This window comes from Bradyrhizobium sp. cf659 (genome assembly GCF_900113725.1).
Lineage (GTDB): Bacteria > Pseudomonadota > Alphaproteobacteria > Rhizobiales > Xanthobacteraceae > Bradyrhizobium.
Genome location: NZ_FOQJ01000002.1, coordinates 864596 through 890910, shown reverse-complemented (window position 1 = coordinate 890910; position 26315 = coordinate 864596). Strand labels below are relative to the sequence as shown.

Genomic DNA, 26315 nt, shown 5'->3' with positions numbered 1-26315 from the left:
ATGAACAAGCACGTCTCTCCCAAGATGAACCGTCGTGCCTTCGTCATCGGCAGCGCCGCGGTCGGCGCCGGCCTGGCCATCGGCCTCGATCTTCCCTTCGGCGGTCCCGCCGTGGTGCGCGCCGCCGACGGCTCGCCCGAGGTCGGCGCCTGGGTTGTGGTCAGACCCGACGACACCGTCGTGATCCGCATCGCCCGCTCCGAGATGGGCCAGGGCTCGCTGACAGGCCTCGCCCAGCTCGTCGCCGAGGAGCTCGAATGCGACTGGTCGAAGGTCACGACCGAATATCCGACCCCCGGCCAGAGCGTCGCCCGCAAGCGCGTATGGGGTGATTTCTCGACCGGCGGCAGCCGCGGCATCCGCTCCTCGCAGGACTATGTCCGCAAGGGCGGCGCCACCGCGCGCGTGATGCTGATCCAGGCCGCCGCCGACACGTGGAAGGTGCCGGCCTCCGAATGCACGGCCGCGAGCAGCGTCATCACCCATACGCCGACGGGCCGAACCACGACCTACGGCAAGGTCGCCGAGGCCGCGGCGAGGCTGACGCCGCCGGCCGACGTCAAGCTGAAGGACCCGAAGGACTGGAAGCTGGTCGGCAAGGGCGTACTGCGCCTCGACACCGCCGACAAGACCACCGGCACGATGGTCTACGGCATCGACGTCAAGCTGCCGGGCATGCTGAACGCCGCGATCAAGGACTGCCCGGTGTTCGGCGGCAAATTGAAGAGCTTCGACGAAGCCAAGATCGCCGGCATGAAAGGCGTCAAGAAGGTCGTCAAGGTCGGCGATACCGCAGTCGCGGTCGTTGCCGACACCTGGTGGCACGCCAAGACCGCGCTGGAAGCGCTGCCGATCGTCTGGGACGAGGGCGACAACGCCAAGGTCTCCAGCGAGTCGATCGCGAAGTGGCTCGCCGAAGGCCTCGACGACGGGCAGCCGGCCTATATCGGCAACAAGAACGGTGACGTGAAGGCCGCGATCGCCGGCGCCGCGAAGAAGGTCGAGGCTGTCTACAGCTACCCCTACCAGAACCATGCCACGATGGAGCCGATGAACGCCACGGCGCTCTACACGGCGGACAAGTGCGAGGTCTGGTGCGGCACGCAGAATGGCGAGGCGGCCTTCGCCGCGACGCTCGAGGCCTCCGGCCTGCCGGCGGAGAAGTGCGACGTGCACAAGGTGATGCCCGGCGGCGGCTTCGGCCGGCGCGGCCAGACCGACTATGTCCGCCAGGCGGTCATGATCGCCAAGCAGATGCCGGGCACGCCGATCAAGCTGTTGTGGTCGCGCGAAGAGGACATGGCGCACGGCCGGTATCACCCGATCACCCAGTGCAAGATGACCGGCGCGTTCGATGCCGACAATAACCTGGTCGCGCTGCACTACCGCCTGTCCGGGCAATCAATCCTGTTCTCGCTGCGCCCCGAAGCGCTCCAGAACGGCATGGATCCGGCCGCCTTCCAGGGCGTCGCCCAATCCGGCGAAGCGGCGTTCGGCTATTCGGTGCCAAACCTGCTGATCGAGCATGCGATGCGCAACCCGCACGTTCCGCCAGGCTTCTGGCGCGGCGTCAACGTCAATCACAACGCGATCTACATGGAATGCTTCATGGACGAGCTGGCCCAGGCCGCAGGCCAGGACCCGCTCGAGTTCCGCCGCAAGCTGATGGGCAATCACCCCAAGCATCTGGCGGTGCTCAATGCCGTGGCCGAAAAGATCGGCTGGACCACGCCGGCACCCAAGGGCATCTATCGTGGCATCGCGCAGGTGATGGGCTATGGCAGCTACGTCGCCGGCGCCGCCGAGATCTCGGTGACCGACGGCAGCAAGATCAAGGTGCATCGCATCGTCGCCTCCACCGATCCCGGCTACGTCGTCAATCCGGCGCAGGTGGAGCGGCAGATCGCCGGCTCCTTCGTCTACGGCCTGTCGGCGCTGTTCTACGGCGGCTGCACGGTCAAGGACGGCAAGATCGAGCAGACCAACTTCGACACCTACAACTCGATGCGCATCAACGAGATGCCGAAGGTGGAATCGGTGATGGTGCCGAGCGGCGGGTTCTGGGGCGGTGTCGGCGAGCCGACCATCGGCGTCGCCGCGCCGGCGGTGCTCAATGCGTACTTCGCCGCGACCGGCAAGCGCATCCGCTCGGTGCCGCTGCGCGACCAGAACATTACCTTCGCCTAGGAGACGCCGCGGCGGCCACGACGGCCGCCGCGGCATTTTTCCGGATGAGGCCCATGAATGTGCCGGTGACACGGCGGAATGCCGTCCTCGGCATCACCGCCGCGGCCACATCGCTCACCCTACCTTCAATCCTGCGCGCGCAATCGGCGGGCCGCGTTGTCGTGGTCGGCGGCGGCTTTGGCGGCGCGGCCTGCGCCCGCGCGCTCAAACGTGCCGACGCCAGATTGCAGGTGACGCTGATCGAGCCGAACAAACTCTTCACCTCCTGCCCGTTCAGCAACGAGGTGATCGCAGGCCTGCGCGACATCGAGGCGCAGCAGTTCGGCTATGACAGGCTCGCCGCCGAGGGCGTCGCGGTGATCAACCAGGCAGCGACGAAGGTCGAGCCGCAGCAACGCAGCGTCACGACGACCGACGGCGCCGCGTTCACTTACGACCGCCTCGTGCTCTCGCCCGGCATCGACTTCCATTTCGAAGCCCTGCCCGGCTACGACGACGCGGCGTCGGAAAAAATGCCGCATGCCTGGAAGGCCGGCGCGCAGACGCTGCTGCTGCGCCGGCAATTGGAGGCGATGGACGACGGTGGCACGCTCGCCATTGCAATCCCCGCCAACCCCTCGCGTTGTCCGCCGGCGCCCTACGAGCGCGCCAGCCTGATCGCGCATTACCTGAAGACGAACAAGCCGCGCTCGAAGGTCCTGATCCTCGATGCCAAGGACAGTTTCTCGCAGCAACGGCTGTTCGAGAAGGCATGGAAGGAGCTCTACGGCGACATGATCGAACGCGTCGCGCTGTCGCAGGGCGGCCGCGTGACCTCCGTTGACGCTTCGACGAAGACCATCGTCACCGAGTTCGGCAACTACACCCCTGACGTCGCCAACGTCATCCCGCCGCAGCGCGCCGGCCACGTCGCCCAGATCGCGGGCGCGGCGGATGCGACCGGCTGGTGCCCGATCGATCCCATGACGTTCGAGTCGAAACTGGTCCCGAACATTCACGTCATCGGCGATGCCTGCCTCGGCGGCGGCATTCCCAAATCAGCGTCAGCCGCGAGCGCGCAAGGCAAGGCCTGCGCCGCCGCGATCGTCAGCCTGCTCGCAGGCCGCGCCCCGGAGGCGCCGCGGCTCACCGGTGTCTGCTACACCACCGTCGCGCCCGGTTACGGCTTCTCGCTCGCGGGCAACTACCAGCCCAGAGGCGATATCTTTGCCGAGGTCGAGGGCGGCGCGACCAGCCCGGTCGACGCCCCGCGCGAGCTGCGCGCCCGCGAGGCGACTGAAGCCGAGCGCTGGTTTCAAACCATCACGGCGGACACCTTTGGCTAGATCAACCGTCCATATTGCAGCGATGATCGCCGCTGGTCTCACATTCGCCTGTGGAGCAGGCGCAGAGGAGTTCGCGCCTTACACGGTCGTCGGCGACGGCATTCCGGCTTCGCTCACCGGCTCACCCGGCGATGCCGCGCGCGGCCGCGCGCTGGTGCTGGCGCGCACGACGACCTGCATCCTCTGCCATTCCGGCCCCTTCCCGGAAACGCGGTTCCAGGGCGACCTCGCGCCCGATCTGACCGGCGCCGGGAACCGGTGGTCGGTGAGCCAGTTGCGGCTTCGTCTGGTCGATGCGTCACGCTTCAACGCGGAGACCATCATGCCGTCCTATTATCGCAACGACGGCCTCGTCCGCGTCGGACGCAATTTCGCCGGCAAACCGATATTATCGGCGGCGGAGATCGAGGACATCGTGGCCTATCTTGCAACGCTTCGGGACTAGGACTGCTCATGCCAACCACGCGACGACAATTCCTGAGCCTTGCCGGGGGCATCACCGCCGCCGGGACGATCCCGATCGTCACGCTGCGGCCGCTGGAGGCGACGCCCGCGATGCTCAACGCGGCGATCCGCAACGTCGTCGGTGAAGCCCAGATTCGCACCGGCAGGGTGAAGCTCGACATTCCGCCACTGGTCGAGAACGGCAACACCGTGCCGATGACCGTGAGCGTCGCAAGCCCGATGACGCCTGATGACTACGTCAAGAGCATCCACGTCTTCAACGAGAAGAACCCGCAGCCGAACATCGGCAATTTCCATCTCGGTCCCTCCTCCGGCCGCGCCCAGGTCTCGACGAGGATCAGGCTGGCCGACACCCAGAAGGTGGTCGCAATCGCCCGTCTCTCCGACGACACGTTCTGGCAGGTCGCCGCCGACATCGTCGTGACGCTGGCGGCCTGCACCGAGGAGCTGAACTGATGGCCGCGCTGATCAACGTACCGGCAAAGGCCAAGCGCGGCGACGTCATCGAAATCCGCACGCTGACCTCGCACATCATGGAAACCGGCTTCCGCCACACCGCAGATGGCCGGCTCGTGCCGCGCGACATCATCACGAACTTCACCTGCCGCTACAACGGCACCGAGATCTTTCGCGCCGATCTGTTTCCGGCGATCGCCGCGAACCCATACCTGTCGTTCTTCACGGTCGCGAAGGAGAGCGGCAAGTTCGAGTTCGAATGGACCGGCGACAACGGCTATTCGTCCACCGCGACGGCATCGATCACGGTCGAATGAATTCTTGGCGCGCGATAGCGGTGGCGATGCTGCTCTGCACGGGCTCCGCCCTGCTCGCCGGCGAGATCGCGCCCGAGGCGCGCCGGTCTGGCTACGCCTTCATGGGGCCGGACACGCGTGCCATGCAGGATGACGACACGTCCAATCCGGGCATGCTGTTCGTGCTCGACGGCGAGGCGCTCTGGGCGAAGAAGACCGGCAGCGTGGAGAAGGCCTGCGCGGATTGCCACGGCGATGCGCGGGGCAGCATGAAGGGCGTCGCGGCGCGCTATCCCGCTTTCGACAAAACACAGGGACGCCCTGTCACACTCGATCAACGCATCAATCTCTGCCGCGCCAATCATCAGCAGGCAACGCCGCTCCCCTACGAGAGCCGCGACCTGCTGGCGCTGTCCGCCTTCGTCGCCCACCAGTCGCGCGGCGTCGCGATCACGGCTGGCGAGGATTCGCAACTCAAGCCATTCGTCGAACAGGGCCGCGACCTCTTCATGCAGCGCGAGGGCCAGCTCAACCTCGCCTGCACCAATTGCCACGACGACAACTTTGACAAGCATCTCGCCGGCGCGCCGATCACGCAGGGACAGCCGACCGGCTATCCGCTGTATCGGCTGGAATGGCAGACGCTGGGGTCGCTCGAGCGGCGTCTGCGCAGCTGCATGTCCGGCGTCCGCGCCCAGGCCTACGATTACGGCGCACCGGAGCTCGTCGCGCTCGAGCTCTATTTGATGTCGCGGGCGCGCGGCCTGCCGATGGAAACACCGGCCGTGCGGCCTTGATTCCTTCGAATTAGGACTAGGCAGGCGCGGCACGGTCGCTAGTATCCCTCCCAAAGACGATGAGTCACAGGGAGGACTTGAAGTGGTCGACTACAGAATCTCGCGCCGTACGCTTCTGGCGGGCACCGCAGCGGCTGGCGCACTCAGCCTGACCGGATTGCCGGCGCGCGCCGAGGTCAACTGGAAGAAATATGCCGGGACCAAGCTGGAGGTGATCCTCGCCAAGGGTCCGCGGGGCGACAACCTGCAAAAGAACATCAAGGAGTTCACCGATCTCACCGGCATCCAGGTCGAATCCGAGCAAATCCCCGAACAGCAGCAGCGCCAGAAGGTCGTGATCGAGCTCACCTCGGGCCGGCCGAGCTTCGACGTCGTGCACATGAGCTATCACGTGCAGAAGCGGCAATTCGAGAAAGCCGGCTGGCTCGCCGACATGACGCCGTTCATGAAGGATCCGACACTGACCGCGCCCGATCTCGTCGAGAGCGATTTCTCGGCCGCCGGCCTGCAATATGCCAAGAACGACAAGGGGCAGATGCTGTCGCTGCCGTGGTCGGTCGATTATTTCATCCTCTACTACAACAAGGAGCTGTTCCAGAAGAAGGGCGTCGCTGTCCCGAAAACCTTCGACGAGATGATCGCGGCCGCCGAGAAGCTCACCGATCCCAAGGAAGGGACCTACGGTTTCGTCGGACGGGGCTTGCGCAACGCCAACATGACGTTGTGGACGAACTTCTTCCTCAATTGCGGCGGCGAATTCCTCGACGCCAAAGGCAACATCCTGACCGACGGTCCGGAAGCAATCGAGGCGACAAAAATCTACCAGACGCTGCTGACGAAGGTCGCTCCGCCCGGCGTCGTCGGCTTCAACTGGATGGAGTCGATGGCTTCGTTCACGCAAGGACGTTCGGCAATGTGGATCGACGGCGTCGGCTGGGCGCCGCCGCTGGAGGATCCGGCCGCCTCGCGCGTCGTCGGCAAGGTCGGCTACACCGTCGTGCCGGCCGGACCGAAGGGACAATATTCAGCCACCTACGGCGACGGCCTCGGCATTGCCGCGGCGAGCAAGAACAAGGAAGCCGCCTATCTGCTCTGCCAGTGGGCGGTCTCGAAGAAGCAAGGCGCGCGGCTACTGCAGGCCGGCGGCGGCGTGCCGTTCCGCAACTCGATCCTGAACGACGCTGAAGTCCAGAGCGGCGTGAAGATGCCCAAGGAGTGGCTGCAATCGGTGATCGACTCCGCCAAGATCAGCAAGCTGGGCCTGCCCGTGATCATCCCGGTCGCCGAATTCCGCGATCTTGTCGGCGCCGCAGTTACCTCGACCATCACAGGTACCGACCCCGCCACAGAGCTGAAAAAGGCCCACGAGCAGTTCCGGCCGATCCTGGAGCGTAGCGAAAAGACGTGAGTGCGTTGACACAAGCTGATCCGGCTGCGGCACAGTCCGATGCCGCGCCGGAGAAAGAGTTGCGGCCTCCGTCCTACTGGCCGTTCGTGGTGCCGGCGCTGGTCGTCGTGCTCGCCATCATCATCTTCCCGTGGGTCTTCACCATCTGGATGAGCCTGAACGAGTGGAAGGTCGGCTCGCCGACCACCTTCGTCGGGGTCTCCAACTATCTGCGGCTGACCAGCGATCCGCGCTTCATCGAAGCGGTGGGCCACACCATGGTCTACACCGCGCTGTCGGTGCTGCTGCCGCTGGTGCTCGGCACATTCGCAGCCGTGGTGTTCCACCAGAAATTCGCCGGCCGCGGCTTCCTGCGCGGCGTCTTCATCATGCCGATGATGGCGACGCCCGTCGCCATCGCGCTGGTCTGGACCATGATGTTCCACCCGCAGCTCGGCGTACTGAACTACCTCTTGTCGCTGGTCGGGATACCCGCGCAGCTCTGGGTGTTTCATCCCGCGACCGTCATCCCCTCGCTGGTGCTGGTCGAGACCTGGCAATGGACGCCGCTCGTGATGCTGATCGTGCTCGGCGGCCTCGCCGCAATTCCGACCGAGCCCTATGAGAGCGCGCAGATCGACGGCGCCAATCTCTGGCAGGTGTTCCGCTTCATCACGCTGCCGCTGATCATGCCGTTCCTGTTCATCGCCGGCATGATCCGCATGATCGACGCGGTGAAGAGTTTCGACATCATCTTCGCGATCACGCAAGGAGGACCCGGCTCGGCGTCGGAGACCATCAACATCTACCTCTACAGCGTCGCCTTCACCTATTACGACCTCGGCTACGGCTCGGCGATCGCGGTGGTGTTCTTCCTGCTGATCGTCCTGCTTGCGGCTGTGATGCTCTACGCCCGACAGCGCATGGTGTGGACAGAAATCGCGAGCGACGCATGACACCTCGTCAGATCATCGGCAAGATCGGCCTGTGGCTCTCGGTGTTCGTCATCGTGTCGCCGGCGATCCTGTTCTTCCTCTGGATGCTGTCGCTGTCGCTCAAATTCGAGATCGACAACGCCGCCTACCCGCCGGTGTTCTTCCCCGAGCATATCGCCTGGAAGAACTATGCCGACGTGCTCGCCTCCAACCGCTTCCTGACCTATTTCGTCAACAGCCTGGTCGTCACCGGCAGCGCGACCTTGCTGGCACTGCTCGTCGGCGTTCCCGCCGGCTACGGCATCGCGCGCATGGCGGCGCATAAATCCGCGATCGTGATCCTGATCGCCCGCATCACGCCCGGCCTGTCCTACCTGATCCCGCTGTTCCTGCTGTTCCAGTGGCTCGGATTGCTCGGCACGCTGGTGCCGCAGATCATCATCCATCTCGTGGTGACGGTGCCGATCGTGATCTGGATCATGATCGGCTATTTCGAGACGACGCCGCTCGAGCTGGAGGAAGCCGCCCTGATCGACGGCGCCACGCGCTGGCAGGTGTTTCGCCACGTCGCCCTGCCGATCGCCAAGCCGGGGATCGCGGTCGCCTTCATCCTCGCCGTCATCTTCTCCTGGAATAACTTCGTCTTCGGCATCGTGCTGGCTGGACGCGAGACGCGCACCCTGCCCGTCGCCGTCTACAACATGATCTCGTTCGACCAGTTGAGCTGGGGGCCGCTCGCGGCAGCCGCGCTGATCGTCACCCTCCCGGTGCTGCTGCTGACGGTGTTTGCGCAGCGGCAGATCGTGGCCGGGCTCACCGCGGGTGCCGTCAAGGGCGGGTGATCACCCGATGCCGCCAATCGTGGAGATGCGATCCTGGTGGGCTCACCAGCCCACGCGCAGGCCCACGCGTCCGCCGGCGACCTTCTGGTCCGGCCCGTAGCCGATGCCGCCGTTGAACTGCATGTTCCGATTGAGGCGTAGCGCCGCATTGAACGCGAGACCGTTGGCTCGCTCGAAGGTCCCGTAGTTCATCGTCATGGCGAAGGTCTCGTCCGGCAGCAGCGTCGGCACACCAGCCATGGCAAAGGCCATGGCGACGCCGCTGGTCGCCTTGCTGGTCCGCGCGCTGAGGTCGTCGAGACGGCCGTTGATGCTGGCGAGCTGCGCATTGATGGCACCGAGATCGCTCGTCGAGGCCAGGCCGAGATTGGCGAGCGTGGTGGTCGCGAGATTGCCGGCGCCGTCGGACGTGACAAGCTGCGTCGCGCCGCTTTGCGCGGCCTTGCTGGCCGACGAGGTAATGCCGGCCATGGTGTAGGTGTTGCCTGCCGTGCCGAACGCCTGCTGATTGGCGCGCGTCGCTGTGGCGCCGTTGCCGAAAGCCGCGGAGTTGGCGAAGCCGGCGCTGGTGTTGTTGCCGACGGCGACGGCGTTGGCACCTGCGACCGATACGGTGTTGCCGATCGCGATGCCGCCTGCCCCGGTCACGGTGGCCGTGTTCGCCATCACCAGCGCATTGGGCGCGTTGACGGCGTTGCCGGAGCCGAACACGGAGGAGCCGGCCGCGCTCGCGGTGCCGGCCACGGTGTTGTTGGAGCCGACCACGTTGACGTTGTCGCCCCGGCCGGTCTGGTTGGCGCCGTTGATCGTGTTGTTGTCGCCCAGCACGAAGCTGCCGTTGCCGTTCAGGGTGTTGGGGTCGCCGATGGCGAAGCTGCCATTGCCGCGAACGATCTGACCGGTGCCGAACGCACCGCTGTTGCTGCCGGTGACGCTGTTGTTCGCGCCGACCGCGGTGCTGTTGGCGCCGGTCACCACACTGTTGGATCCGACCGCCGTTCCGTTCGTGCTGCCTGCATTGGCAATCGCCCACGCACCGACGGCCAGCGAACTTTCGCCGGCCGCGTAGCTGCTGTTTCCGTACGCCGAGCTGGACATGCCGGTCGCGGTGCTCCAGCCGCCGGATGCGGTCGCGTAGTCGGCGGAGGCATGGGAGCTGGTCCCCACCGCCGTGGACATCCAACCGGCAGCACTGCTGTTGGAGCCGACGGCAACGGCAAAGTCGCCGCTCGCATTGCTCACATAGCCGTAGGCGGAGCTCTCATAGCCGTAGGCCGCGCTTTGCGCCCCGGTGGCGGAGGTGTATCGACCGCCCGCGTTGGCGCCATAACCCAGCGCGACGCTTTGCTCGTTGGTCGCCTGGCTCAGGGCGCCGGCGGCAAGACTGAAATTGCCAAACGCGTTGCTGGACGCACCAAAGGCCGAGCTGGATGGGCCGCCGGCCGTGCTGCTGGCGCCGCACGCCGTACTTCCGGCAGAGCCTGCGCCCGCGCCGCCAGTGCTGTTGCTGGCGTCGACGCAGACGAACTGCGCCTGTGCGGATGGAGGATCGAGCAAGGCGCCAAGCACGATCGCCGCCGCTGCACAAATCGCGGCTGGCCGCGTGCGTCGCCACGCCGCCTTCCTCCCCGTTCGTCCGGCCCGCTCGCTGATCCGTCCCTCGGCCAATCGCGCCGCAAGATTCAACCCCCGCTCGTACATCGCTCACCTTCACGTCATTGCAAATTGTCCGAGCCGCGAAACACACACGTCTGGCCCGCGCGCAATAATATGAATATTCATGTCCGGAGACTGCGGTTCGACGGTGCGGAAACTTGCCTGATCGTCCCAATTTGCAGACCAACTGCCCGAGGGAGCGGCCTGGCATGACGAAAATTCCGTATCTGCGCTTCGACACCGCGGAATTGCTTGCCGCCGAGCGGCTCGACCGCTACCGCGCGATTCTCACGCACTACGACGTGACAGTCCCCGAGGGCACGGACCGGGACGACTTCGAGGTCCGGGCCGAGGCTTGGCTGCTCGGAGGACTGGTCACTGCGTCCACGCGGATGGGGCCGGTGCGCTTCACCCGCTCCGCCGCACTGGCCAAGGCCGATGGCCGCAATTCATTCGCGCTGCTGCTGCTCAGGCGCGGCGCCTGGAGCGGCGAAGTCGACGGCGAACCGATCTCGGCCGGTCCCGGCCAGGTGCTGGTGCTCGATCTGACCCGGCCCTTCGACGGCATCGCCACGGCGACCGACACCATCAGCCTCGACGTCGAGCGCGATCCGATCGTCAGCGCCGCGCCCGGCGGCCTCGACCTGCACGGCCTCGTCCTTGACGGCGCCGCCGGCCGCGTTCTCGCCGATCACATGGCGCTCCTGCGGCGCAGGCTTCCGGCGATGGACGAGAACGACGCGCCCGACGCGGTCCGGACGACGCTCGACCTGCTGCGCGGATGTTTTAGCGTGGCCGCCCGGCCGCGCGAGCAGGGGCTTGCCCGGCGTGACATCGCCATCCTTCACCGCGCCAGCCGCTTCATCGACCAGAACCTGGGACGCTCCGACCTTTCGGTGGCGACCATCTGCCGCGAGATCGGCGTGTCGCGCTCGGTGCTCTATCGCGTCTTCGCGCCGCTCGCGGGCGTCGCCGATTACATTCGCGGGCGGCGGCTCGAAGCGATCCATGTGCTGCTTGATGACGCCGATGAAGATCGCTGGAATGCTGAGATCGCCGCTGAATTCGGCTTCGTGAGCCAGGCCCATTTCAGCCGTAGCTTCCGGCAGCATTTCGGCTACTCGCCGCGCGCAGCGCGCGACACCCGACCGCAGGACCTTGCAGCCGCGGTGGAAGCCGGCCCGGAACTGTTTCGCGAGTGGATCGTCCGGCTCGGCTGACTCGCCCGGAAAGAAACGGCCCACATTCTACTTGGAGTTGACGCACGGTTGGCGCGCACATATGCTACGGTTCGTAGCATTACTCAGCGTGACGAAAGTCGCATCCTGCGTACGAAACGCCAGAGAGACGCCAATGTCAGCTCGTCCCCTGATCCCGCGCCGGAAGCTGTTTGGTAATCCGACCTACGTCGGCGCCAAATTATCGCCGGATGGACAATTGCTGTCCTGGCTCGCCCCGGTCGACGGCGTTCTGAACATCTGGGTATCCCCGGTCGACAGCATTACGGCAGGCCAGCCCGTGACGCGCACCAGGGGCAGACCGATCAACTGGCAGAATTGGAGTCCGGACGGTCGCTACATCATGTTTCTCAACGATGAGAACGGGGATGAAAATCTGCACCTGTTCGTTGTCGATCCCCGCAGTTCGGAACTCCGGGATCTCACGCCCTTCGCCAATGTCCGTGCGCTGCCGACGCACTGGTCGCACATTGTCCCCGACAAGATCGCGGTCAGCCTCAACGATCGCGACGTGCGATGGCACGATACATTCCTGCTCGACCTCGCAACCGGCGAGCGCACACTGGTTTGGGAGAATCGCCAGGAATTCCATTTCGTGGGACTCGACTGGCGGCTCAAGCCGCGCCACGCCCACAGCAACGCGCCCAACGGAGGCACACGCTTCTGGCGCATCGACGAGCAGAAGGTCACCCATTGGCGCGACGTCCCGTACGAAGCCTACACGAGCACACGGCTCTGGACGTTCGACGCCGGATGCAACCACCTCCACATGAGCTCGAGCCTGGAGCACGACAAATCGGCGCTTCTGCGGATCAACTGGTCAACCGGTGAAGAACGCGTCCTGTTCAAAAGCGACCGCGCCGACGTGACGGGCGCCATATTCAATGCCCGGACCTTCGAACCCGAAGCGGTCTGCATCGACCCCGGCCGGCAGGAATGGACGGCCTTGACGCCAGCGATTGCAAGCGAGCTCGATCTGATCAAGGCGCGACTTCCCGGCCACGCGTTCCATGTCGAAAGCCAAAGTGATGACGATCGCCGGTGGATCGTGATGAGCCACACGGCGGATCAGCCCGCCACATATCACCTTCTCGACCGCGACAAGCAGACCATCACCGAGCTGTTTACGGCGCGGCCCGAACTCAAGCCTTATCGCCTGGCGCCAATGCAGGCTGTGCAAGGCAAATCGCGCGACGGCTTTACCCTCGTCTCCTACCTGACCCTGCCGGCGGATATCGAGGCCGACCGCCCGCCTCGTCCGCTGCCGATGGTCCTCATCGTCCACGGTGGTCCATGGGGGCGCGACATCTACGGCTATCGCCGCGATCACCAGTGGCTGGCCGATCGCGGCTACGCCGTCCTTTCGGTCAACTATCGGGGATCGACGGGCTTCGGCAAGGCGTTCGTTGCCGCGAGCGAAAAGGAGCATGCGCGAAAGATGCATGATGACCTCATCGACATGGTCGATTGGGCTATTGCCGAAGGCATCGCGCAAAAGGACAAGGTCGCGATCTTCGGCGTGTCCTACGGCGGACTGGCCTCATTCATCGCCGCGACCTTCACGCCAGAGGTGTTCTGTTGTTCGGTGCCGGTGGTCGGCATCTCCAACCTGCAAACGCTGCTGGAATCGATGCCACCCTATTGGGCCGGTTTCGCGGAGTTCATGTATCGCAGCTACGGTGATCCGCGCACCGAGGAGGGCCGCAAGCTGCTCGCCGAGCGCTCACCGATCAACAAGGTCAACAATATCGAGAAGCCCATGCTGATCTTTCATGGCGCCAACGACGTTCGGTGCAAGATCGCGGAAAGCGACACCATCGTCGCCGCCATGCAGGCCAAGAACATTCCGGTGACCTACATCGTCTACCCCGACGAGGGGCACGGCTTCCAGAAGCCAGCCAATCAGCTGTCCTACATCGCAATTGCCGAGGCGTTTTTTGCACGGCATCTGGGCGGTGCGTGCGAGCCCATTGGCGAGGACTTCGAAGGATCGAGCCACGAGGTTCGCGCGGGGGCCAATATCCTATCGGACCTTGGCGTGGCCTGAAAATTGGCGGCCGGGCGACCTTGCGCCACCCGGCCGCGATCATTGCTGGCGACGATCTATTCCGCCGGCGCGGCGTGCATCTCCGGATGCGCGGCATAGTGCTCGGTGGTGCCAAGCTTGCTGGCCGCGAACAGGCCGGCGGCCATCACGGCATAGGCGAACGCGACCGCGGGCGTGACGCCGAAGCCGCCGCCGATGCCGACGGCCTCGCCATGCATGAAGCCGAAATAGGTCAGCACCGCACCGACCAGCGCGAAGGCCGAGGCCTTCTCGAAGTCGCGTTCGATGATGAAGACACCGATCGCACCCAGGATCAGGCCGCCGAGGATGGAGCCGCCGCCCATGACTTCGAGCCCGTGATAGAACACGCCCTGCTGTGGCAGCGCGGCGATCGCGGCCGCCTTGACCGCGTCGGCCTTGTCGGCGGCGAGCCCGCCGACAGAGGTCGCCGCCATCATGGTCGAGCCCAGCATCGTATCGATCTGGAGCTTGGCCCAGGCCGCCAGATGCGGCGTCAGCGCCAGCACGATCGCGGGCGCATGCTTGACCGGCGTGGTCTGGAACGCCTGCGCACCGATGAGCATGCCGATGTAGAGCAGGATCGGCGAGATCGCGACGACCGGCACCAGCGCCAGCAGCACCGAGATGATGCCGAACCAGGCCAGCACGACCACCATGATGCCGGTCGCAGCCGAATAGCCGATGCGGCCGCCCATCGCCTTCCAGCCGGGATGACCGATATAGACGGCGTTGATGAAGGGATTGCCCATCAGGCAGCCGATCAGGCTGACGACGCCGTCGGCGGTGAGCACGCGCGTGGTCGGGTATTCGTCGCCGGCGGCTTCTGCGCTCTCGACATTGTCCATGGCCTCGACGAGATCATAGATGCCGAATGGAATGGCCGTGACCAGAATGACGCCGAGGAATTCGAAGCCGGAGAAGACATAGCCCACCGCCGGGATCGGCACCGAGAAGCCGAAATTGGCGAACGCTGCGCCGACGCCCGCGATGCTCAATCCGCCGAGGCCAAGACCGAACAGGTTCGAGCCCCAGGCGATGATCATGCCGGCCGCGATGGCGACGAGACCCGCCGGAATGCCGCGCCAATATTTCACGCCACCGAACCAGCTCACCAGGATGATAGCGAAGCAGACGAGACCGATCTGCGGCGTCATGTACATTTCGAGCGCGGGCCGCATCGAGATGAAGGTGACGGAGACGCCGGCGAGCGTGCCGAGCAGCGCCGCGCGCGGCGTGATCCTGCGGATGAACGGCGCGATGAAGCCGCCGATCATGAGAATAAAACTCTGGAAGAACACCCAGACGAGGCCGGCCGACCAGCCCTTAAGCGGATCTCCGGTCTTGATCGTGATCGGCAGCATGATCACGAAGGTGACGATGAACATGTGCGGCACGCTGACGCCCGACGGCAGCGCGCAGACATCGTTGCGGCCGGTCTTCTGCGCGAGGCGGTAGGCGAGGTAGGCGTAATAGAAGGTCGACAGGCACATCATCAGCCCGAGCGCGGGCAGGATGCGGCCGAACACGAGGCTATCGGGCATCTTCAGCACGAAGCGCAACAGGCCCGTGAGCACCAGCATGTTGACGAGGATGTTGGTGCCGAAGCCGAAAAACGCGTTCCAGTCGCCCGATGTCCATAGTGCCGGCTTGAACTCGGACGTGTTCAGATCAGACTTGCCGGCCGTCCCCGTCATACCTGTGCTCATGGTGATGCCCCTAAGCTGAAATATAAGAAGTCTTCATCGCCTCCAGTACTGCGGCTGAGTCCGCGACCCAGCCGAAGATGCCGCCCTGGGCCTTGATCATCTTCAGGCCCATCTCGTGAAACTCGGGAAAGTAGGATGCGCAGCCGTCCGAGATGACGACGCAGCGATAGCCGCGGTCATTGGCCTCGCGCACGGTGGTGTTGACGCACACTTCGGTGGTGACGCCGCACACCAGCAGATTTTCGATGCCGTATTTCTCCAGCACGTCGGTGAGCTCGGTGGCGTAGAAGGCGCCCTTGCCCGGCTTGTCGATCACGATTTCGCTGTCGAGCGGATAGAGCTCGGGGATGATGTCGTGACCGGCCTCGCCGCGAATGAGAATGCGCCCCATCGGGCCGGGATCGCCGATGCGAAGGCTCGGCGCGCCGCGTTCGACCTTCGCCGGCGGCGCATCGGAGAGATCGGGCAGATGCCCCTCGCGGGTGTGGATCACCAGCATGCCGGTCTCGCGCGCCGCCTTCAGCACCGCGCCGATCGGCTTCACCGCACGCGCAAGCTGGCTGACGTCGTTGCCGAGCGTCTCGCCGAAGCCGCCTGGCTCCATGAAATCGCGCTGCATGTCGATGATGAGAAGCGCGGTGGCGGGCCAATCGAGCCTGATCGGCTCGGGCTCGGCGCTGATGACGCCCAATGTCGGCTTGGTCGAGTTCAACATGACGCCCGCCCCTCGCGAGAACTCTCTTTGCCGGGAGTTCTGCAAACGCCGTGCCATTGTGTACAATAGCTGCGGGGCGCGGGCGGCGAGAGAATTTGCTGCGCTATCAGAATGTTAGGAGAGGAACGCGCGTCTGCTCATTCGCTGTGCGACGGCTTTGCGGCGTGCATTTGCTTAAAGGATGAGCGGCGGCGAGGCACTCCATCAGCCGTCAATCCGGGGCGCGACGAAGTCGCGAGCCCGGAATTCCTTAGGCCGCCATACGGGAGGTGAAATGGATTCCGGGTTCGCGCGACGCGCGCCCCGGAATGACGAGGAGCGTGTGTGGCGACGCCTTGCCACTACCGCCCCGCCCCATACAGCCGCCGATACTCTTCCTCATACGGCGCATAGGAATCCTTCAGCGTCGCCATGTTGAGCAGCATGGTGGCCACCATCGCGCCCGTCTTGTCGAACACGCGCGTCTTGACCCAGGCGCTTTCGGTGCGGCGGCTGCCGGAGAGCGCGACCACCTCGCGCTCGACCTCATACTCGTCGTCGACGAAGAGCGGCCCCTTCACCAGCCTGATCTCCTGGTCCGCGAACAGACCAACGGCCGGTCCCTTCGTCGGCAGCGGATCGTCCTTGGAGCGGTACTGGAACAGCACGCTCAGCATCTCCATCGGGATGATCGGCTTGCGCCATGGGTTGTCGGCGCTTGCATAGTAAGGCGAGTTCTCGGTGATGACCGCGAGCTTCTGCCTGAGGGAGAACGGATAGAGGTCGCCCATGGTCTGGTCGAACGCCATGCGCACCGTCTGCCGCTTGCTGGTCTGCGCGACCTTCACCTCGCGCAGGATCACGGGATCGGCGAGCGGCTTGAGCTCGGTGAGGCGGGTCTCGAGCGCGGTCGTCGCGTGCGGTTCGCCGACCGAGGCCGTGCCGCGCAGCACTTCGGGGCCGTCGCGCTTGACCATCTGGATCTGGCACTGGCCCGCGCCGGCTGGAGGTTTCGACAGGATCGCCTGCACCTCCTCGCCTTCGAAGCAGGCGTTGCGATAATGCGCGGAAAGACAGCCACTCTCGAACCAGGCCTGTCCCCACAGCCGTGCGCCGAGCGGCGCGAACTGGCTAAAATGCGTCGGGCCTTCGATGGTGCCGCCCTTGAAGCCGAGCTTTTGCGCGGTGGCGTCATCATGGATCGAGGCGTGCGCATCGTAAGTTTGCGCGTGGAGCATCTGGCGCGGCTGGCGCCACGGCCCGATCAAGGCCTCGGCCGTCTCAGTGATCTCGGTGTCGAATGCGTCTGCCGTCATGGTGTCCTCCGCAAGCAAGCCATGACTAGCAGGAGCGCCACGGATGCGGCCAGCGATATTGACTTCGCCGGCCCATGCTCTTGACTGCGATCTCCCGCTTCGCACAGCCGCCAGCCTCCCGCGGCGCAAAATCCCTCGCCCGACCAGGACAACAAGGACTTCCGAAATGACGCTGATGCAGGTCGAGCTGGACGACAAATACCGGCTCGAATCGAAGCGGATCTTCCTGTCCGGCACGCAGGCGCTGGTTCGATTGCCCATGTTGCAGCGCGAACGCGACCGGCTTCAGGGGCTCAACACCGGCGGCTTCATCTCGGGTTATCGCGGTTCCCCGCTCGGCATGTACGACCACGCGCTGTGGCGGGCGAAGTCGCACCTCCAGCAGCACGACATCGCCTTCGTGCCCGGCCTGAACGAGGACCTGGCTGCGACCGCGGTCTGGGGCAGCCAGCAGGTCGGCCTGTTCCCCGGCGCCAAGGTCGACGGCGTGTTCGGCATCTGGTACGGCAAGGGCCCTGGCGTCGACCGCTCGGTGGACGCGCTGAAGCACGCCAATGCGGCCGGCACCTCGCTCAATGGCGGTGTACTTGCACTGGCCGGCGACGACCATGGCTGCCAGTCCTCGACGCTGGCGCATCAGAGCGAGCAGGTGTTCGCGGCAGCGCTGATCCCCGTGATCAATCCGGCGACGCTGCAGGATTATCTCGACCTCGGCCTCTATGGCTTTGCGCTGTCGCGCTTCTCCGGCTGCTGGGTCGGCTTCAAGGCGATCAGCGAGACCGTGGAGAGCTCGGCGTCCATCTACAGCGATCCCGAACGCATCCAGATCAAGCTGCCCGACGATTTCGAGATGCCGCCCGGCGGCCTCAACATCCGCTGGCCCGATCCGCCGCTGGACGCCGAGAGGCGCCTGTTCGGCCCGAAGATGGCCGCCGTGCAGGCCTTTGCCCGCGCCAACCAGCTCGACCGCATCGTGCTCGACTCAAAGCCCGCCCGGCTCGGCATTGTCGCAACCGGCAAGGCCTATCTCGATCTGCGCCAGGCGCTCGCCGACTTAGGGATTACCGACAAGGATGCGCAGGATCTGGGCCTGCGCATCTACAAGGTCGCGCTGACATGGCCGCTGGAGGAAAGCGGAGCCAAGCGCTTCGCCGAAGGACTTCAGGATGTCCTGGTGGTCGAAGAGAAGCGCGGCTTCATCGAAGACCAGCTGATGCGCATCCTCTACAACATCGACGCGTCCAGGCGCCCGACCGTCACTGGAAAACGCGACGAGCGCGGCGCGCCGCTGCTGCCGAGCGAGGGCGAGTTGACGCCGACCATCGTGGCGTCGGCGCTGGTTGCGCGGCTGCGCAAGCTCGGCCATCACAGCCCGGTGCTGGAGCAGCGCCTCGCGCGGCTCGAGGCCTTCGACAATCCCGTCACCACCAGCGCGCCGATCAAGCTCGCGCGCACGCCGTTCTTCTGCTCGGGCTGCCCGCACAATTCATCGACCCGCGTGCCCGAGGGCAGCCGCGCCATGGCCGGCATCGGCTGCCACGGCATGGCCCTGAGCATGCCGACCCGCCGGACCGACCTGATCTCGCATATGGGCGCCGAGGGCGTGAACTGGATCGGCCAGTCGCCCTTCACCACCGAGAAGCACATCTTCCAGAACCTCGGCGACGGCACCTACACCCATTCCGGACTTCTCGCCCTTCGCGCGGCATCTGCCGCCGGCATCAACATCACCTACAAGATCCTCTACAACGACGCCGTGGCGATGACCGGCGGCCAGCCGGCCGAAGGCAGCTTCAACGTCGCGCAGATCGCGCACCAGGTCTGGGCCGAAGGCGTCAAGCGCCTCGCGATCGTCTCGGACGATCCGGGCAAATACCCGGAGGGCAATTACTTCCCGCAAGGCGCGACGATCCATCACCGCCGCGAGCTCGATGCCGTGCAACGCGAGCTGCGCGACATCAAGGGCCTCACGGTCGTCATCTACGACCAGACCTGCGCGGCCGAAAAGCGCCGCCGCCGCAAGCGCGGGCTCTATCCCGACCCCGCCAAGCGCGCCTTCATCAACGAGCTGGTCTGCGAGGGCTGCGGCGACTGCTCGCAGGCCTCCAACTGCGTCTCTGTGCAGCCGCTGGAGACCGAATTCGGCCGCAAGCGCCAGATCGACCAGTCGAACTGCAACAAGGACTTTTCCTGCGTCGAAGGCTTTTGCCCGAGCTTTGTCACCGTGCATGGCGGCGCGCTGAAGCGGGTCAAGACCTCGGCGGTCGATTCCGGGCAGTTGTTCGCCGATTTGCCGCTGCCGCCCGCGCGTGAGCTCGACGGTCCCTACAACATCCTCGTCACCGGCATCGGCGGCACCGGCGTCATCACCATCGGCGCGCTGCTCGGCATGGCCGCCCATGTCGACGGCCGCGGCTGCTCGGCGCTGGACTTCACCGGCCTGTCGCAGAAGAACGGCGCGGTGATGAGCCATGTGCGCATCGCACCGAAGCCCGAGGATATTTCGGCGGTCCGCATCACCACCGGCGGCGCCGACGTCATCCTCGGCTGCGACATGATCGTCTCGGCCGGTCCCTCCGCGCTCAGCCGCGCCGAACGCGGGGTGACGAAGGCCTACATCAATGCCGATCTGCAGCCGACCGCAAGCTTCGTGCAAAACCCCGATCTCGATTTCGAGATGGGCACGATGCAGACCGTGCTGCGCGACGCCGTCGGCGACAAGAACCTCGACATCATCGACGCCACAGGCATCGCCGCGGCGCTGATGGGCGATTCCATTGCGACCAATCCCTTCATGCTCGGCTTCGCCTTCCAGAAGGGCGCGATCCCGCTGTCGCTGGAGGCGCTGCTCCGCGCCATCGAGATCAACGGCGCCGCGATCGAGATGAACAAGCTCGCCTTCACCTGGGGACGCCTCGCCGCCCACGACATGTCACGGGTGCGCAGCGTGCTCCAGTTCAAGAGCCGCGCCTCCGCGCCGACCAAATCGCTCGACGACATCATCGCAACGCGCGCGGAATTTTTGACCGGATATCAGGACAAGGCGTATGCCGACCGCTACCTCGCAGCCGTTGCCAAGGTGCGCAAGGCGGAGAGCGCGGCCTCGCCCGCGTCCACGGAGCTGACCGAGGCCGTGGCCAAGAATCTGTTCAAGCTGATGTCCTACAAGGACGAGTACGAGGTCGCGCGGCTCTACACCGACGGCAGCTTTGCCAAGAAGGTGTCGGAGAAATTCGACGGCGACTTCACGCTGAAGTTCTACCTCGCCCCGCCGATCTTCGCGCAGCGCGACAAGACGACCGGGCATCTCCAGAAGAAGGAATTCGGCGGCTGGATGATCCATGCCTTCCGCGTGCTGGCCAAGCTCAAATTCCTGCGCGGCGGCGCGTTCGATCCGTTCGGCCGCACCGAGGAGCGCCGGACCGAACGCAAGCTGATCGAGGATTATCTGGCAATGATCGACCAGCGGATCACCGGGCTGAACGCGGCGCAGATTCCGCTGCTGGCACGGCTCGCGCGCGTGCCGGAGACCATCCGTGGATTCGGCCGCGTGAAGGAAGGCAATATCAAGCAGGCGGCGGCTGAGAAAGCGCGGCTGGAAGCCGAGCTGGAGAACAGCCGCTTTGCGGCTGCGGCGGAGTAGCAGAAAGGCACGCACCCTCTCCGCGTCATTGCGAGGAGCGAAGCGACGAAGCAATCCAGAATCCCTCCGCAGAGGCAGCCTGGATTGCTTCGCTTCGCTCGCAATGACGATGAGGCGACAGGCGCGCGCCTCATTCTCGGTGTCATCGCCCGCCTTGTGCGCAATTGCGCACTGGGGCGGGCGATCCAGTACTCCGAGGCGGTAGTGATTAAACCGATAGGCCGCGGCGTACTGGATGCCCCGCCTTCGCGGGGCATGACAGAGGTGGGGTTGGCTAGACCGGAGTTCCTGCGGCGGCTGGCGTCGTCGCTATCGCCACGCTCCCCTCCGCCAGATGCCGCCCCGCGATATACCCGAACGTCAGCGCCGGCCCGAGCGTGATCCCCGGGCCTGGATAGTTGCCGTTCATGATCGAGCCCATGTCATTGCCGCAGGCGTAAAGGCCCGCAATCGGCGTGCCGTCGCCCCGCAGCACACGGGCCTGCGCATCGACCTTCATGCCGATCGCGGTGCCGAGATCGGCCGGATAGATCCGTAGCGCGAAGAACGGGGCGCGCAGGATCGGCGCGACGCAGGGGTTGGGCTTGTGCGCGGCGTCGCCGAGGTGACGTTGATAGATCGTGCTTCCGCGGCCGAATTCGGGATCGCGGCCCTCCTTCGCGCCGACGTTGTAGCTCACGATCGTCGCCGAGAGCACCGACGGTTTGATACCGATCTTCGCCGCGAGCTGCGCGATATCGGGCGCCTTGAGCAACTCGCCGCTCGCCACATAGCGGCGGATACTTCGCGTGAACGGCTTGATGCGGCCGAGGCCGTAGCGCCACAAGAATTGACGATCGCAGACCAGGTAGAACGGCCGATCTGGCTCGCCATGGCCGTCGCGCAGCATGGCGAGCACGAACTCGTGGTAGGACAGCGCCTCGTTGACGAAGCGCCGGCCCGCGGCGTTGACGGCGATCACGCCGGGCTTGGCGCGATCGGTCACCGTGTGCGGAAAGACGCCACGGCTGCCGTCAGCGCGCCGGAACAGCGAGGCCGGCACCCAATAGGCCGGGCTCGTCGCCTCCGTATTGAGTGCAGCCCCGGCCGTCATCGCGAGCCGAAGCCCGTCGCCTGTGCCTGATGGATTGGCCGCCGAGACAAATCCGGCCGCAGGCGGGAAGAACCGCTTGTGCAAGGCAGCATCGTGCGAGAAGCCACCGGCCGCGAGCACCACGCCGCGGCGCGCCTCGATCGCACGGTCGCGGGAGCCGTGACGGATCACCACGCCGCTGACGCGATCGCCCTGCATCGACAAATCCTCGACATCTTCGCTGAAGAGGATCTCCACCTGCCGCGCCAGCAGCGAGGCGTAGAGCCGCGCAGCGAGCGCGTTGCCGAGATGCAGCGTCGTGCCGCGCGGGCTACGCAGCCGCTGCAACATGTATTCCGAGACCAGCCGCGCCGCGCGCAGGGTCGAACGCAGCGACTTGCCGATCCGGCGCAGATGCGGAATGTCGAGACGATTGACCATCATCCCGCCGAACAGCGTGAACTCCGGCAGCGGCGGCCGCAATCGCACGAAAGCCCGGCCCAGCCGCGTGCCATCGAAAGCCACGGGCTCGAGCACGCGCCCGCCGGGCGTGGCGCCCAGCCGTTCCGGATAATAGTCGGGATACGCCTTCACCGGCTGGAGGCGCACTTCCGTCCTGGCTTCGAGATAGGCGATCGCTTCGGGTCCGCGCGCGAGGAAGGCGGCGCGCAGGCCGGCATTGGCGGGCTCGGGGACCGTGCTCGACAGATACTGGACGGCATCGGCGACGCTGTCGGACAGCCCCGCCTCCTTCATCTTCGGGTTGGCAGGGATCCAGACCATGCCGCCAGACCACGTTGTGGTGCCGCCGACGAAGGCCGTCTTCTCGATCACCAGCACGCGCAGGCCTTCGGCGGCCGCGACGGCCGCCGCCGTCATGCCACCGGCGCCGGCGCCGACGACAATGACGTCGTAAGTCTCTTGCGCCGGCATCATGCGGCAAGTTTCCGGAGGCGAGGCATGACATCGTCATACCTCGCCCGCGGGCTCGCAGCTAGCGGGCGGGCTTCCGCTCGATCGGGTCGATGTCGATCGCCCGCAGGCGGCCGAGCCGCAGCACGTCCATGGCAAGCCGCCGGCCGATCCGGTCGCGGTCGAGCACGCGGATCAGATCGTCGACGCCGTTGATCTCGACGCCGTCGAGCCTAATCACGACGTCGCCGGGCAACAGGCCCGCCTTCGCCGCCGGCCCGTCCGGCTCGATCTGCATCAGAAGCGCGCCCATCTTGTTCTCGACGCCGGCCAGCACGGCATGCCGCCGCGGAACCGGCGCGGTCTGTCCGGCGACGCCGATATAGGCGCGGCGGACATAGCCGTGGCGGATGATCTCCGCCAGCACGAATTGCGCGGTGTTGCTGGCGACCGCGAAGCAGATGCCTTGCGCGCCATTGATGATGGCGGTGTTGATACCGATCACCTCGGCATTCGACGACACCAGCGGGCCGCCGGAATTGCCGGGATTGAGCGCGGCATCGGTCTGGATGACGTCCTCGATGGTGCGGCCGCTGACCGAGCGGATCGAGCGCCCCAGCGCCGAGACCACGCCGGCGGTCACGGTCGATTCGAATCCGAGCGGATTGCCGATCGCGATCACGAGCTGGCCGCGGCGCAAGGTCTTGGAGTTGCCGAGCGCGGCATAGGGCAAGTCGCGCACGCCGTTGGCGCGCAGGAGCGCAAGATCGGTGTCGGGATCGACGCCGAGCACCTGGGCGTCGCCGACATGGCCTTCCACATCCCGCAGCCGGATCTCCCTGGAGGCGCCGACCACGTGGCTGTTGGTGAGCACGAGCCCATCCGGCGAGATCACGATGCCCGAGCCGAGCCCGCCGCGCTCGCGGCCGTTCGGCACCTTGGGCCCGGTCTCGACGCGCACGACGGCAGGGCCGACGCGGTCGGTGACGTCGATCACGGCATTGGAATAGGCGTCCAGCAGCGCCCGGTCATCGGCCGGCACAGCCGCTGCCGTTCGCGATGACGAGGCGTCATCGGCGATATCTGAGGTAAAATCCAGCATGGCAAGAGTCCTTGAGGCTCACACAGATGGTGGCCTGTTCCCCTTCACGCAAGTGGCCGCCTGGGGCGCAAGGCTGGGCTGCCAGAGCTTGACTGTCAGGGTGCCCGCCGCAGCGCGCCCCCTCTTGCCTTGACCGGGTCGAGCAGCGACCAGTCGCCGTCCGGGAGCACGTGCCCCTTGGGGAACGGCGCGCGCAGTTCCAGCCCGAGCGAGCGCAGCACGCGGTCGTCGCGGTAGTAGCATTGCAGGACGACGCGGACGAGGGTTGCAGCGGCCGCGCCGCCGGAGCTGCGAAACTCCTGCCCGACGCCATCGCGCGCGGCGGGTTCGAGGTCCGCCAGCGGCATGCCGGCAAGCCGCGCCAGATGATCGAGCGCCGCCACGACCGGCCTCGTGTCGCGGCCGAGGGTTGCAAGAATGTCGGTCTGGATGATCTCGTCACCGGCACTGGGGACCCGGTATTCCTCGCTCGCCGGAATGATCATCGCGGCGATGCTGCGCAAATCCTGACGCTGTCGCGGCGTGAGGGTGAGCTGTTCGGTCATAAGAAGCCTCAGTCGAACAAATTGGCGAGGCGCTGCTTCATCTGGTCGACGATGTAGAGCGCGAGGGCCTGGATGGTGGACGTCGGGTTCACGCCGCCCGAGGTGACGAAGATGCTGCCGTCGACGATGAAGAGGTTCTTCACGTCGTGCGAGCGGCCCCATTCGTTGACGACGGAACGTTCGGGATCGGTGCCCATCCGCGCCGTGCCGAGCAGATGCCAGCCGCCCCACGGGATCGGCGAGTTGACGCAGATGTCGGTCGCCCCCGCGGTCTCGAGCACCTCCCGGCCACGCGCCAGCGCATGCTCCATCATCTTCCGGCTGTTCTCGCTGATCGTGTAGTCGATCTTCGGCGCGGGAATGCCGTGGCTGTCCTTCAGGACGGGATCGAGCGTGACGCAATTATGTTCCTCGGGCAGGTCCTCGCAGATCGCGGAGAAACCGAGCCGATGGCCGTTGAGCTTGCGGAACACACGGTGATGATCGGCGCCCCAGGGCAGGATGCCCTTCTGCTCGCTGACGACGGCCTCGAACACCGGCCCTGCCCCGCGCACGAACTGGACGCCGTAGCCGCGCACGAAGCCGCGCGAAAGGTCGGTGTCATACCATTCCTTGCTCCACAGGCAGGTCGGTGGCGCGCGGTTGCTATCGGTCGGCTCCTTCAGGTAGCCGTAGATCTGCGCATAGGGATGGAACATCAGGTTCTTGCCGACGAGACCCGACGAATTGGCAAGCCCGTTCGGAAAGCGCCCCGACGCCGAATTCAAAAGCAGCCGCGGCGTGCCGACGCCGTTGCAGGCGATGATGACGACATGCGCCGGCTGAAACTGCTCGACGCCGTCCTTGTCGTAATAGACCACGCCAGAGGCCATGCCGTTCTCGTCGGTGGTGATCTCGCGCACCCGGCAATGGGTGCGCAGCTCGACACCGGCGCGGATCGCGTGCGGCCAATAGGTGATGTCGGTCGAGGATTTGGCGCCTTGCGCGCAGGCTGGCGTGCAATGGCCGAGATTGATGCAGCGCGCCCGGCCCTCATAATCCATGGTCGCGACCGTCGTGTCCGACGGCCACCAGTGCCAGCCGAGCTTGTTCATGGCCTCGCCGATGATCGCACCGGACAGTCCCATCGGCTGCTGCGGCATCGGCGGACGCGTCAACGGCGAGAGCGGATCGCCCGACAGGCCGGACGTCCCCATCATGCGGTCGTTCTCTTCGAAGAACGGGGTCAGCGCGTCGTAGTCGATCGGCCAGTCGTCGGCGACGCCGTCGAGCGTCTTCACCTTGAAATCGGAGGGATGCAGCCGCGGCCAGTGCGCGGTGTACATCACCGTCGAGCCGCCGACCGCATTGTAGTTGACGACCTTGATCGGCGAATTGTCGTCATTGATCGGATAGTCCTCGGGCCGGCCGCGGACGTTCGGGCTCGACGACCACTCGCCGTAGAACTTGGCTTCCCAGTCCCGGCCCGTGCTGGGATATTCCGCCGGGTTCATCCAGCCGCCCTGCTCCAGGCAGAGAATGTGCATCTTGGTCTCGGCCAGCGACCACGCCACCGCGGCGCCTGAAGCGCCGGCGCCGATGATCAGGACGTCCACGGGGTCTTTCATCGCGACCTTTTCCTCCCCCTCGCCGCTTCCCGGGCGATTCGGCCTCCGCAGTCCGCAAGGCCGGCG

Annotated in this window: 20 protein-coding genes; 12 read left to right on the top strand and 8 right to left on the bottom strand. The window is 65.7% G+C overall.

The genetic code is table 11. The features are described 5' to 3' along the window. The 9 genes from BM118_RS13090 to BM118_RS13050 all read left to right on the top strand — a co-directional run bounded on the left by BM118_RS13090 (position 1) and on the right by BM118_RS13050 (position 8690). Positions 1-2187 carry a xanthine dehydrogenase family protein molybdopterin-binding subunit gene (locus BM118_RS13090; RefSeq protein ID WP_092185801.1) on the top strand — a complete coding sequence of 729 codons (2187 nt, stop codon included), beginning with the start codon at positions 1-3 and terminating at the stop codon, positions 2185-2187. 53 nt (positions 2188-2240) lie between these two features. Next, positions 2241-3512 (top strand): NAD(P)/FAD-dependent oxidoreductase, encoded by a 1272-nt coding sequence (locus BM118_RS13085; protein WP_177234255.1) that lies wholly within the window; start codon positions 2241-2243, stop codon positions 3510-3512. Then, positions 3505-3957 (top strand): sulfur oxidation c-type cytochrome SoxX, encoded by a 453-nt coding sequence (soxX, locus tag BM118_RS13080; RefSeq protein WP_092185797.1) that lies wholly within the window; start codon positions 3505-3507, stop codon positions 3955-3957. The genes BM118_RS13085 and soxX overlap by 8 nt, the downstream gene beginning before the upstream one ends. A gap of 8 nt (positions 3958-3965) precedes the next feature. Beyond that, positions 3966-4433 (top strand): SoxY-related AACIE arm protein, encoded by a 468-nt coding sequence (locus BM118_RS13075; protein ID WP_092185795.1) that lies wholly within the window; start codon positions 3966-3968, stop codon positions 4431-4433. After that, positions 4433-4750 (top strand): thiosulfate oxidation carrier complex protein SoxZ, encoded by a 318-nt coding sequence (soxZ, locus tag BM118_RS13070; protein WP_092185793.1) that lies wholly within the window; start codon positions 4433-4435, stop codon positions 4748-4750. The genes BM118_RS13075 and soxZ overlap by 1 nt, the downstream gene beginning before the upstream one ends. After that, positions 4747-5526 (top strand): sulfur oxidation c-type cytochrome SoxA, encoded by a 780-nt coding sequence (gene soxA / locus BM118_RS13065; RefSeq protein ID WP_177234254.1) that lies wholly within the window; start codon positions 4747-4749, stop codon positions 5524-5526. Before soxZ ends, soxA begins: the two co-directional genes overlap by 4 nt. A gap of 82 nt (positions 5527-5608) precedes the next feature. Then, the gene (locus tag BM118_RS13060) at positions 5609-6934 is read left to right on the top strand and encodes an ABC transporter substrate-binding protein (RefSeq protein WP_092185790.1); all 1326 of its coding nucleotides are present in this window, start codon (positions 5609-5611) and stop codon (positions 6932-6934) included. Next, complete coding sequence (locus BM118_RS13055) at positions 6931-7869, top strand: carbohydrate ABC transporter permease (protein WP_092185788.1); 939 nt, start codon at positions 6931-6933, stop codon at positions 7867-7869. Before BM118_RS13060 ends, BM118_RS13055 begins: the two co-directional genes overlap by 4 nt. Continuing rightward, on the top strand, positions 7866-8690 hold the full coding sequence (locus BM118_RS13050; protein WP_177234253.1) for a carbohydrate ABC transporter permease: 825 nt from the start codon (positions 7866-7868) through the stop codon (positions 8688-8690). Before BM118_RS13055 ends, BM118_RS13050 begins: the two co-directional genes overlap by 4 nt. A gap of 42 nt (positions 8691-8732) precedes the next feature. Here BM118_RS13050 and BM118_RS13045 read toward each other — a convergent pair whose 3' ends face one another. Then, positions 8733-10259, bottom strand: a complete 1527-nt coding sequence (locus tag BM118_RS13045; protein ID WP_244550141.1) for a hypothetical protein — start codon at positions 10257-10259, stop codon at positions 8733-8735. A gap of 296 nt (positions 10260-10555) precedes the next feature. Between BM118_RS13045 and BM118_RS13040 the strand changes: the two genes are divergently transcribed. Both BM118_RS13040 and BM118_RS13035 read left to right on the top strand, forming a co-directional pair. Then, the gene (locus tag BM118_RS13040) at positions 10556-11566 is read left to right on the top strand and encodes a helix-turn-helix domain-containing protein (RefSeq protein ID WP_092185782.1); all 1011 of its coding nucleotides are present in this window, start codon (positions 10556-10558) and stop codon (positions 11564-11566) included. Positions 11567-11783: 217 nt separating this feature from the next. Then, complete coding sequence (locus tag BM118_RS13035) at positions 11784-13631, top strand: S9 family peptidase (RefSeq protein ID WP_244550140.1); 1848 nt, start codon at positions 11784-11786, stop codon at positions 13629-13631. 56 nt (positions 13632-13687) lie between these two features. Here BM118_RS13035 and BM118_RS13030 read toward each other — a convergent pair whose 3' ends face one another. The 3 genes from BM118_RS13030 to BM118_RS13020 all read right to left on the bottom strand — a co-directional run bounded on the left by BM118_RS13030 (position 13688) and on the right by BM118_RS13020 (position 17368). Continuing rightward, a complete protein-coding gene (locus BM118_RS13030; protein ID WP_092185778.1) occupies positions 13688-15358 on the bottom strand; it encodes a regulator in 1671 nt (556 codons plus the stop codon). 10 nt (positions 15359-15368) lie between these two features. Then, on the bottom strand, positions 15369-16073 hold the full coding sequence (locus BM118_RS13025; RefSeq protein WP_092185776.1) for a cysteine hydrolase family protein: 705 nt from the start codon (positions 16071-16073) through the stop codon (positions 15369-15371). Between the two features lie 341 nt (positions 16074-16414). Next, on the bottom strand, positions 16415-17368 hold the full coding sequence (locus BM118_RS13020) for a hypothetical protein (RefSeq protein WP_092185774.1): 954 nt from the start codon (positions 17366-17368) through the stop codon (positions 16415-16417). A gap of 43 nt (positions 17369-17411) precedes the next feature. Here BM118_RS13020 and BM118_RS13015 point away from each other — a divergent pair, with 43 nt between their 5' ends. Further along, positions 17412-21011, top strand: coding sequence for an indolepyruvate ferredoxin oxidoreductase family protein (locus tag BM118_RS13015; RefSeq protein WP_441299753.1), 3600 nt, complete (start codon positions 17412-17414; stop codon positions 21009-21011). Positions 21012-21285: 274 nt separating this feature from the next. Here BM118_RS13015 and BM118_RS13010 read toward each other — a convergent pair whose 3' ends face one another. The 4 genes from BM118_RS13010 to BM118_RS12995 all read right to left on the bottom strand — a co-directional run bounded on the left by BM118_RS13010 (position 21286) and on the right by BM118_RS12995 (position 26249). Further along, entirely contained in the window at positions 21286-23019 is a 1734-nt protein-coding gene (locus BM118_RS13010; RefSeq protein WP_092185770.1) for an FAD-dependent oxidoreductase, read from the bottom strand. A gap of 58 nt (positions 23020-23077) precedes the next feature. Continuing rightward, a complete protein-coding gene (locus tag BM118_RS13005; protein WP_092185768.1) occupies positions 23078-24097 on the bottom strand; it encodes a S1C family serine protease in 1020 nt (339 codons plus the stop codon). A 95-nt stretch (positions 24098-24192) separates the two neighbouring features. Further along, complete coding sequence (locus tag BM118_RS13000) at positions 24193-24642, bottom strand: hypothetical protein (RefSeq protein WP_092185766.1); 450 nt, start codon at positions 24640-24642, stop codon at positions 24193-24195. An 8-nt stretch (positions 24643-24650) separates the two neighbouring features. Next, complete coding sequence (locus BM118_RS12995; protein ID WP_092185764.1) at positions 24651-26249, bottom strand: GMC family oxidoreductase; 1599 nt, start codon at positions 26247-26249, stop codon at positions 24651-24653. Positions 26250-26315: the final 66 nt, after the last annotated feature.

Excerpts from the sequence above, each read along its gene's own strand:
- BM118_RS13075 (WP_092185795.1), top strand. The coding sequence starts at position 3,966 with ATGCCAACCACGCGACGACAATTCCTGAGCCTTGCCGGGGGCATCACC.
- BM118_RS13040 (WP_092185782.1), top strand. The coding sequence starts at position 10,556 with ATGACGAAAATTCCGTATCTGCGCTTCGACACCGCGGAATTGCTTGCC.
- BM118_RS13085 (WP_177234255.1), top strand. The coding sequence starts at position 2,241 with ATGAATGTGCCGGTGACACGGCGGAATGCCGTCCTCGGCATCACCGCC.
- soxZ (WP_092185793.1), top strand. The coding sequence starts at position 4,433 with ATGGCCGCGCTGATCAACGTACCGGCAAAGGCCAAGCGCGGCGACGTC.
- BM118_RS13030 (WP_092185778.1), bottom strand. The coding sequence starts at position 15,358 with ATGAGCACAGGTATGACGGGGACGGCCGGCAAGTCTGATCTGAACACG.
- soxA (WP_177234254.1), top strand. The coding sequence starts at position 4,747 with ATGAATTCTTGGCGCGCGATAGCGGTGGCGATGCTGCTCTGCACGGGC.
- BM118_RS13005 (WP_092185768.1), bottom strand. The coding sequence starts at position 24,097 with ATGCTGGATTTTACCTCAGATATCGCCGATGACGCCTCGTCATCGCGA.
- BM118_RS13090 (WP_092185801.1), top strand. The coding sequence starts at position 1 with ATGAACAAGCACGTCTCTCCCAAGATGAACCGTCGTGCCTTCGTCATC.
- BM118_RS13015 (WP_441299753.1), top strand. The coding sequence starts at position 17,412 with ATGCGGCCAGCGATATTGACTTCGCCGGCCCATGCTCTTGACTGCGAT.
- BM118_RS13010 (WP_092185770.1), bottom strand. The coding sequence starts at position 23,019 with ATGATGCCGGCGCAAGAGACTTACGACGTCATTGTCGTCGGCGCCGGC.
- BM118_RS12995 (WP_092185764.1), bottom strand. The coding sequence starts at position 26,249 with ATGAAAGACCCCGTGGACGTCCTGATCATCGGCGCCGGCGCTTCAGGC.
- BM118_RS13000 (WP_092185766.1), bottom strand. The coding sequence starts at position 24,642 with ATGACCGAACAGCTCACCCTCACGCCGCGACAGCGTCAGGATTTGCGC.
- BM118_RS13020 (WP_092185774.1), bottom strand. The coding sequence starts at position 17,368 with ATGACGGCAGACGCATTCGACACCGAGATCACTGAGACGGCCGAGGCC.
- BM118_RS13025 (WP_092185776.1), bottom strand. The coding sequence starts at position 16,073 with ATGTTGAACTCGACCAAGCCGACATTGGGCGTCATCAGCGCCGAGCCC.
- BM118_RS13050 (WP_177234253.1), top strand. The coding sequence starts at position 7,866 with ATGACACCTCGTCAGATCATCGGCAAGATCGGCCTGTGGCTCTCGGTG.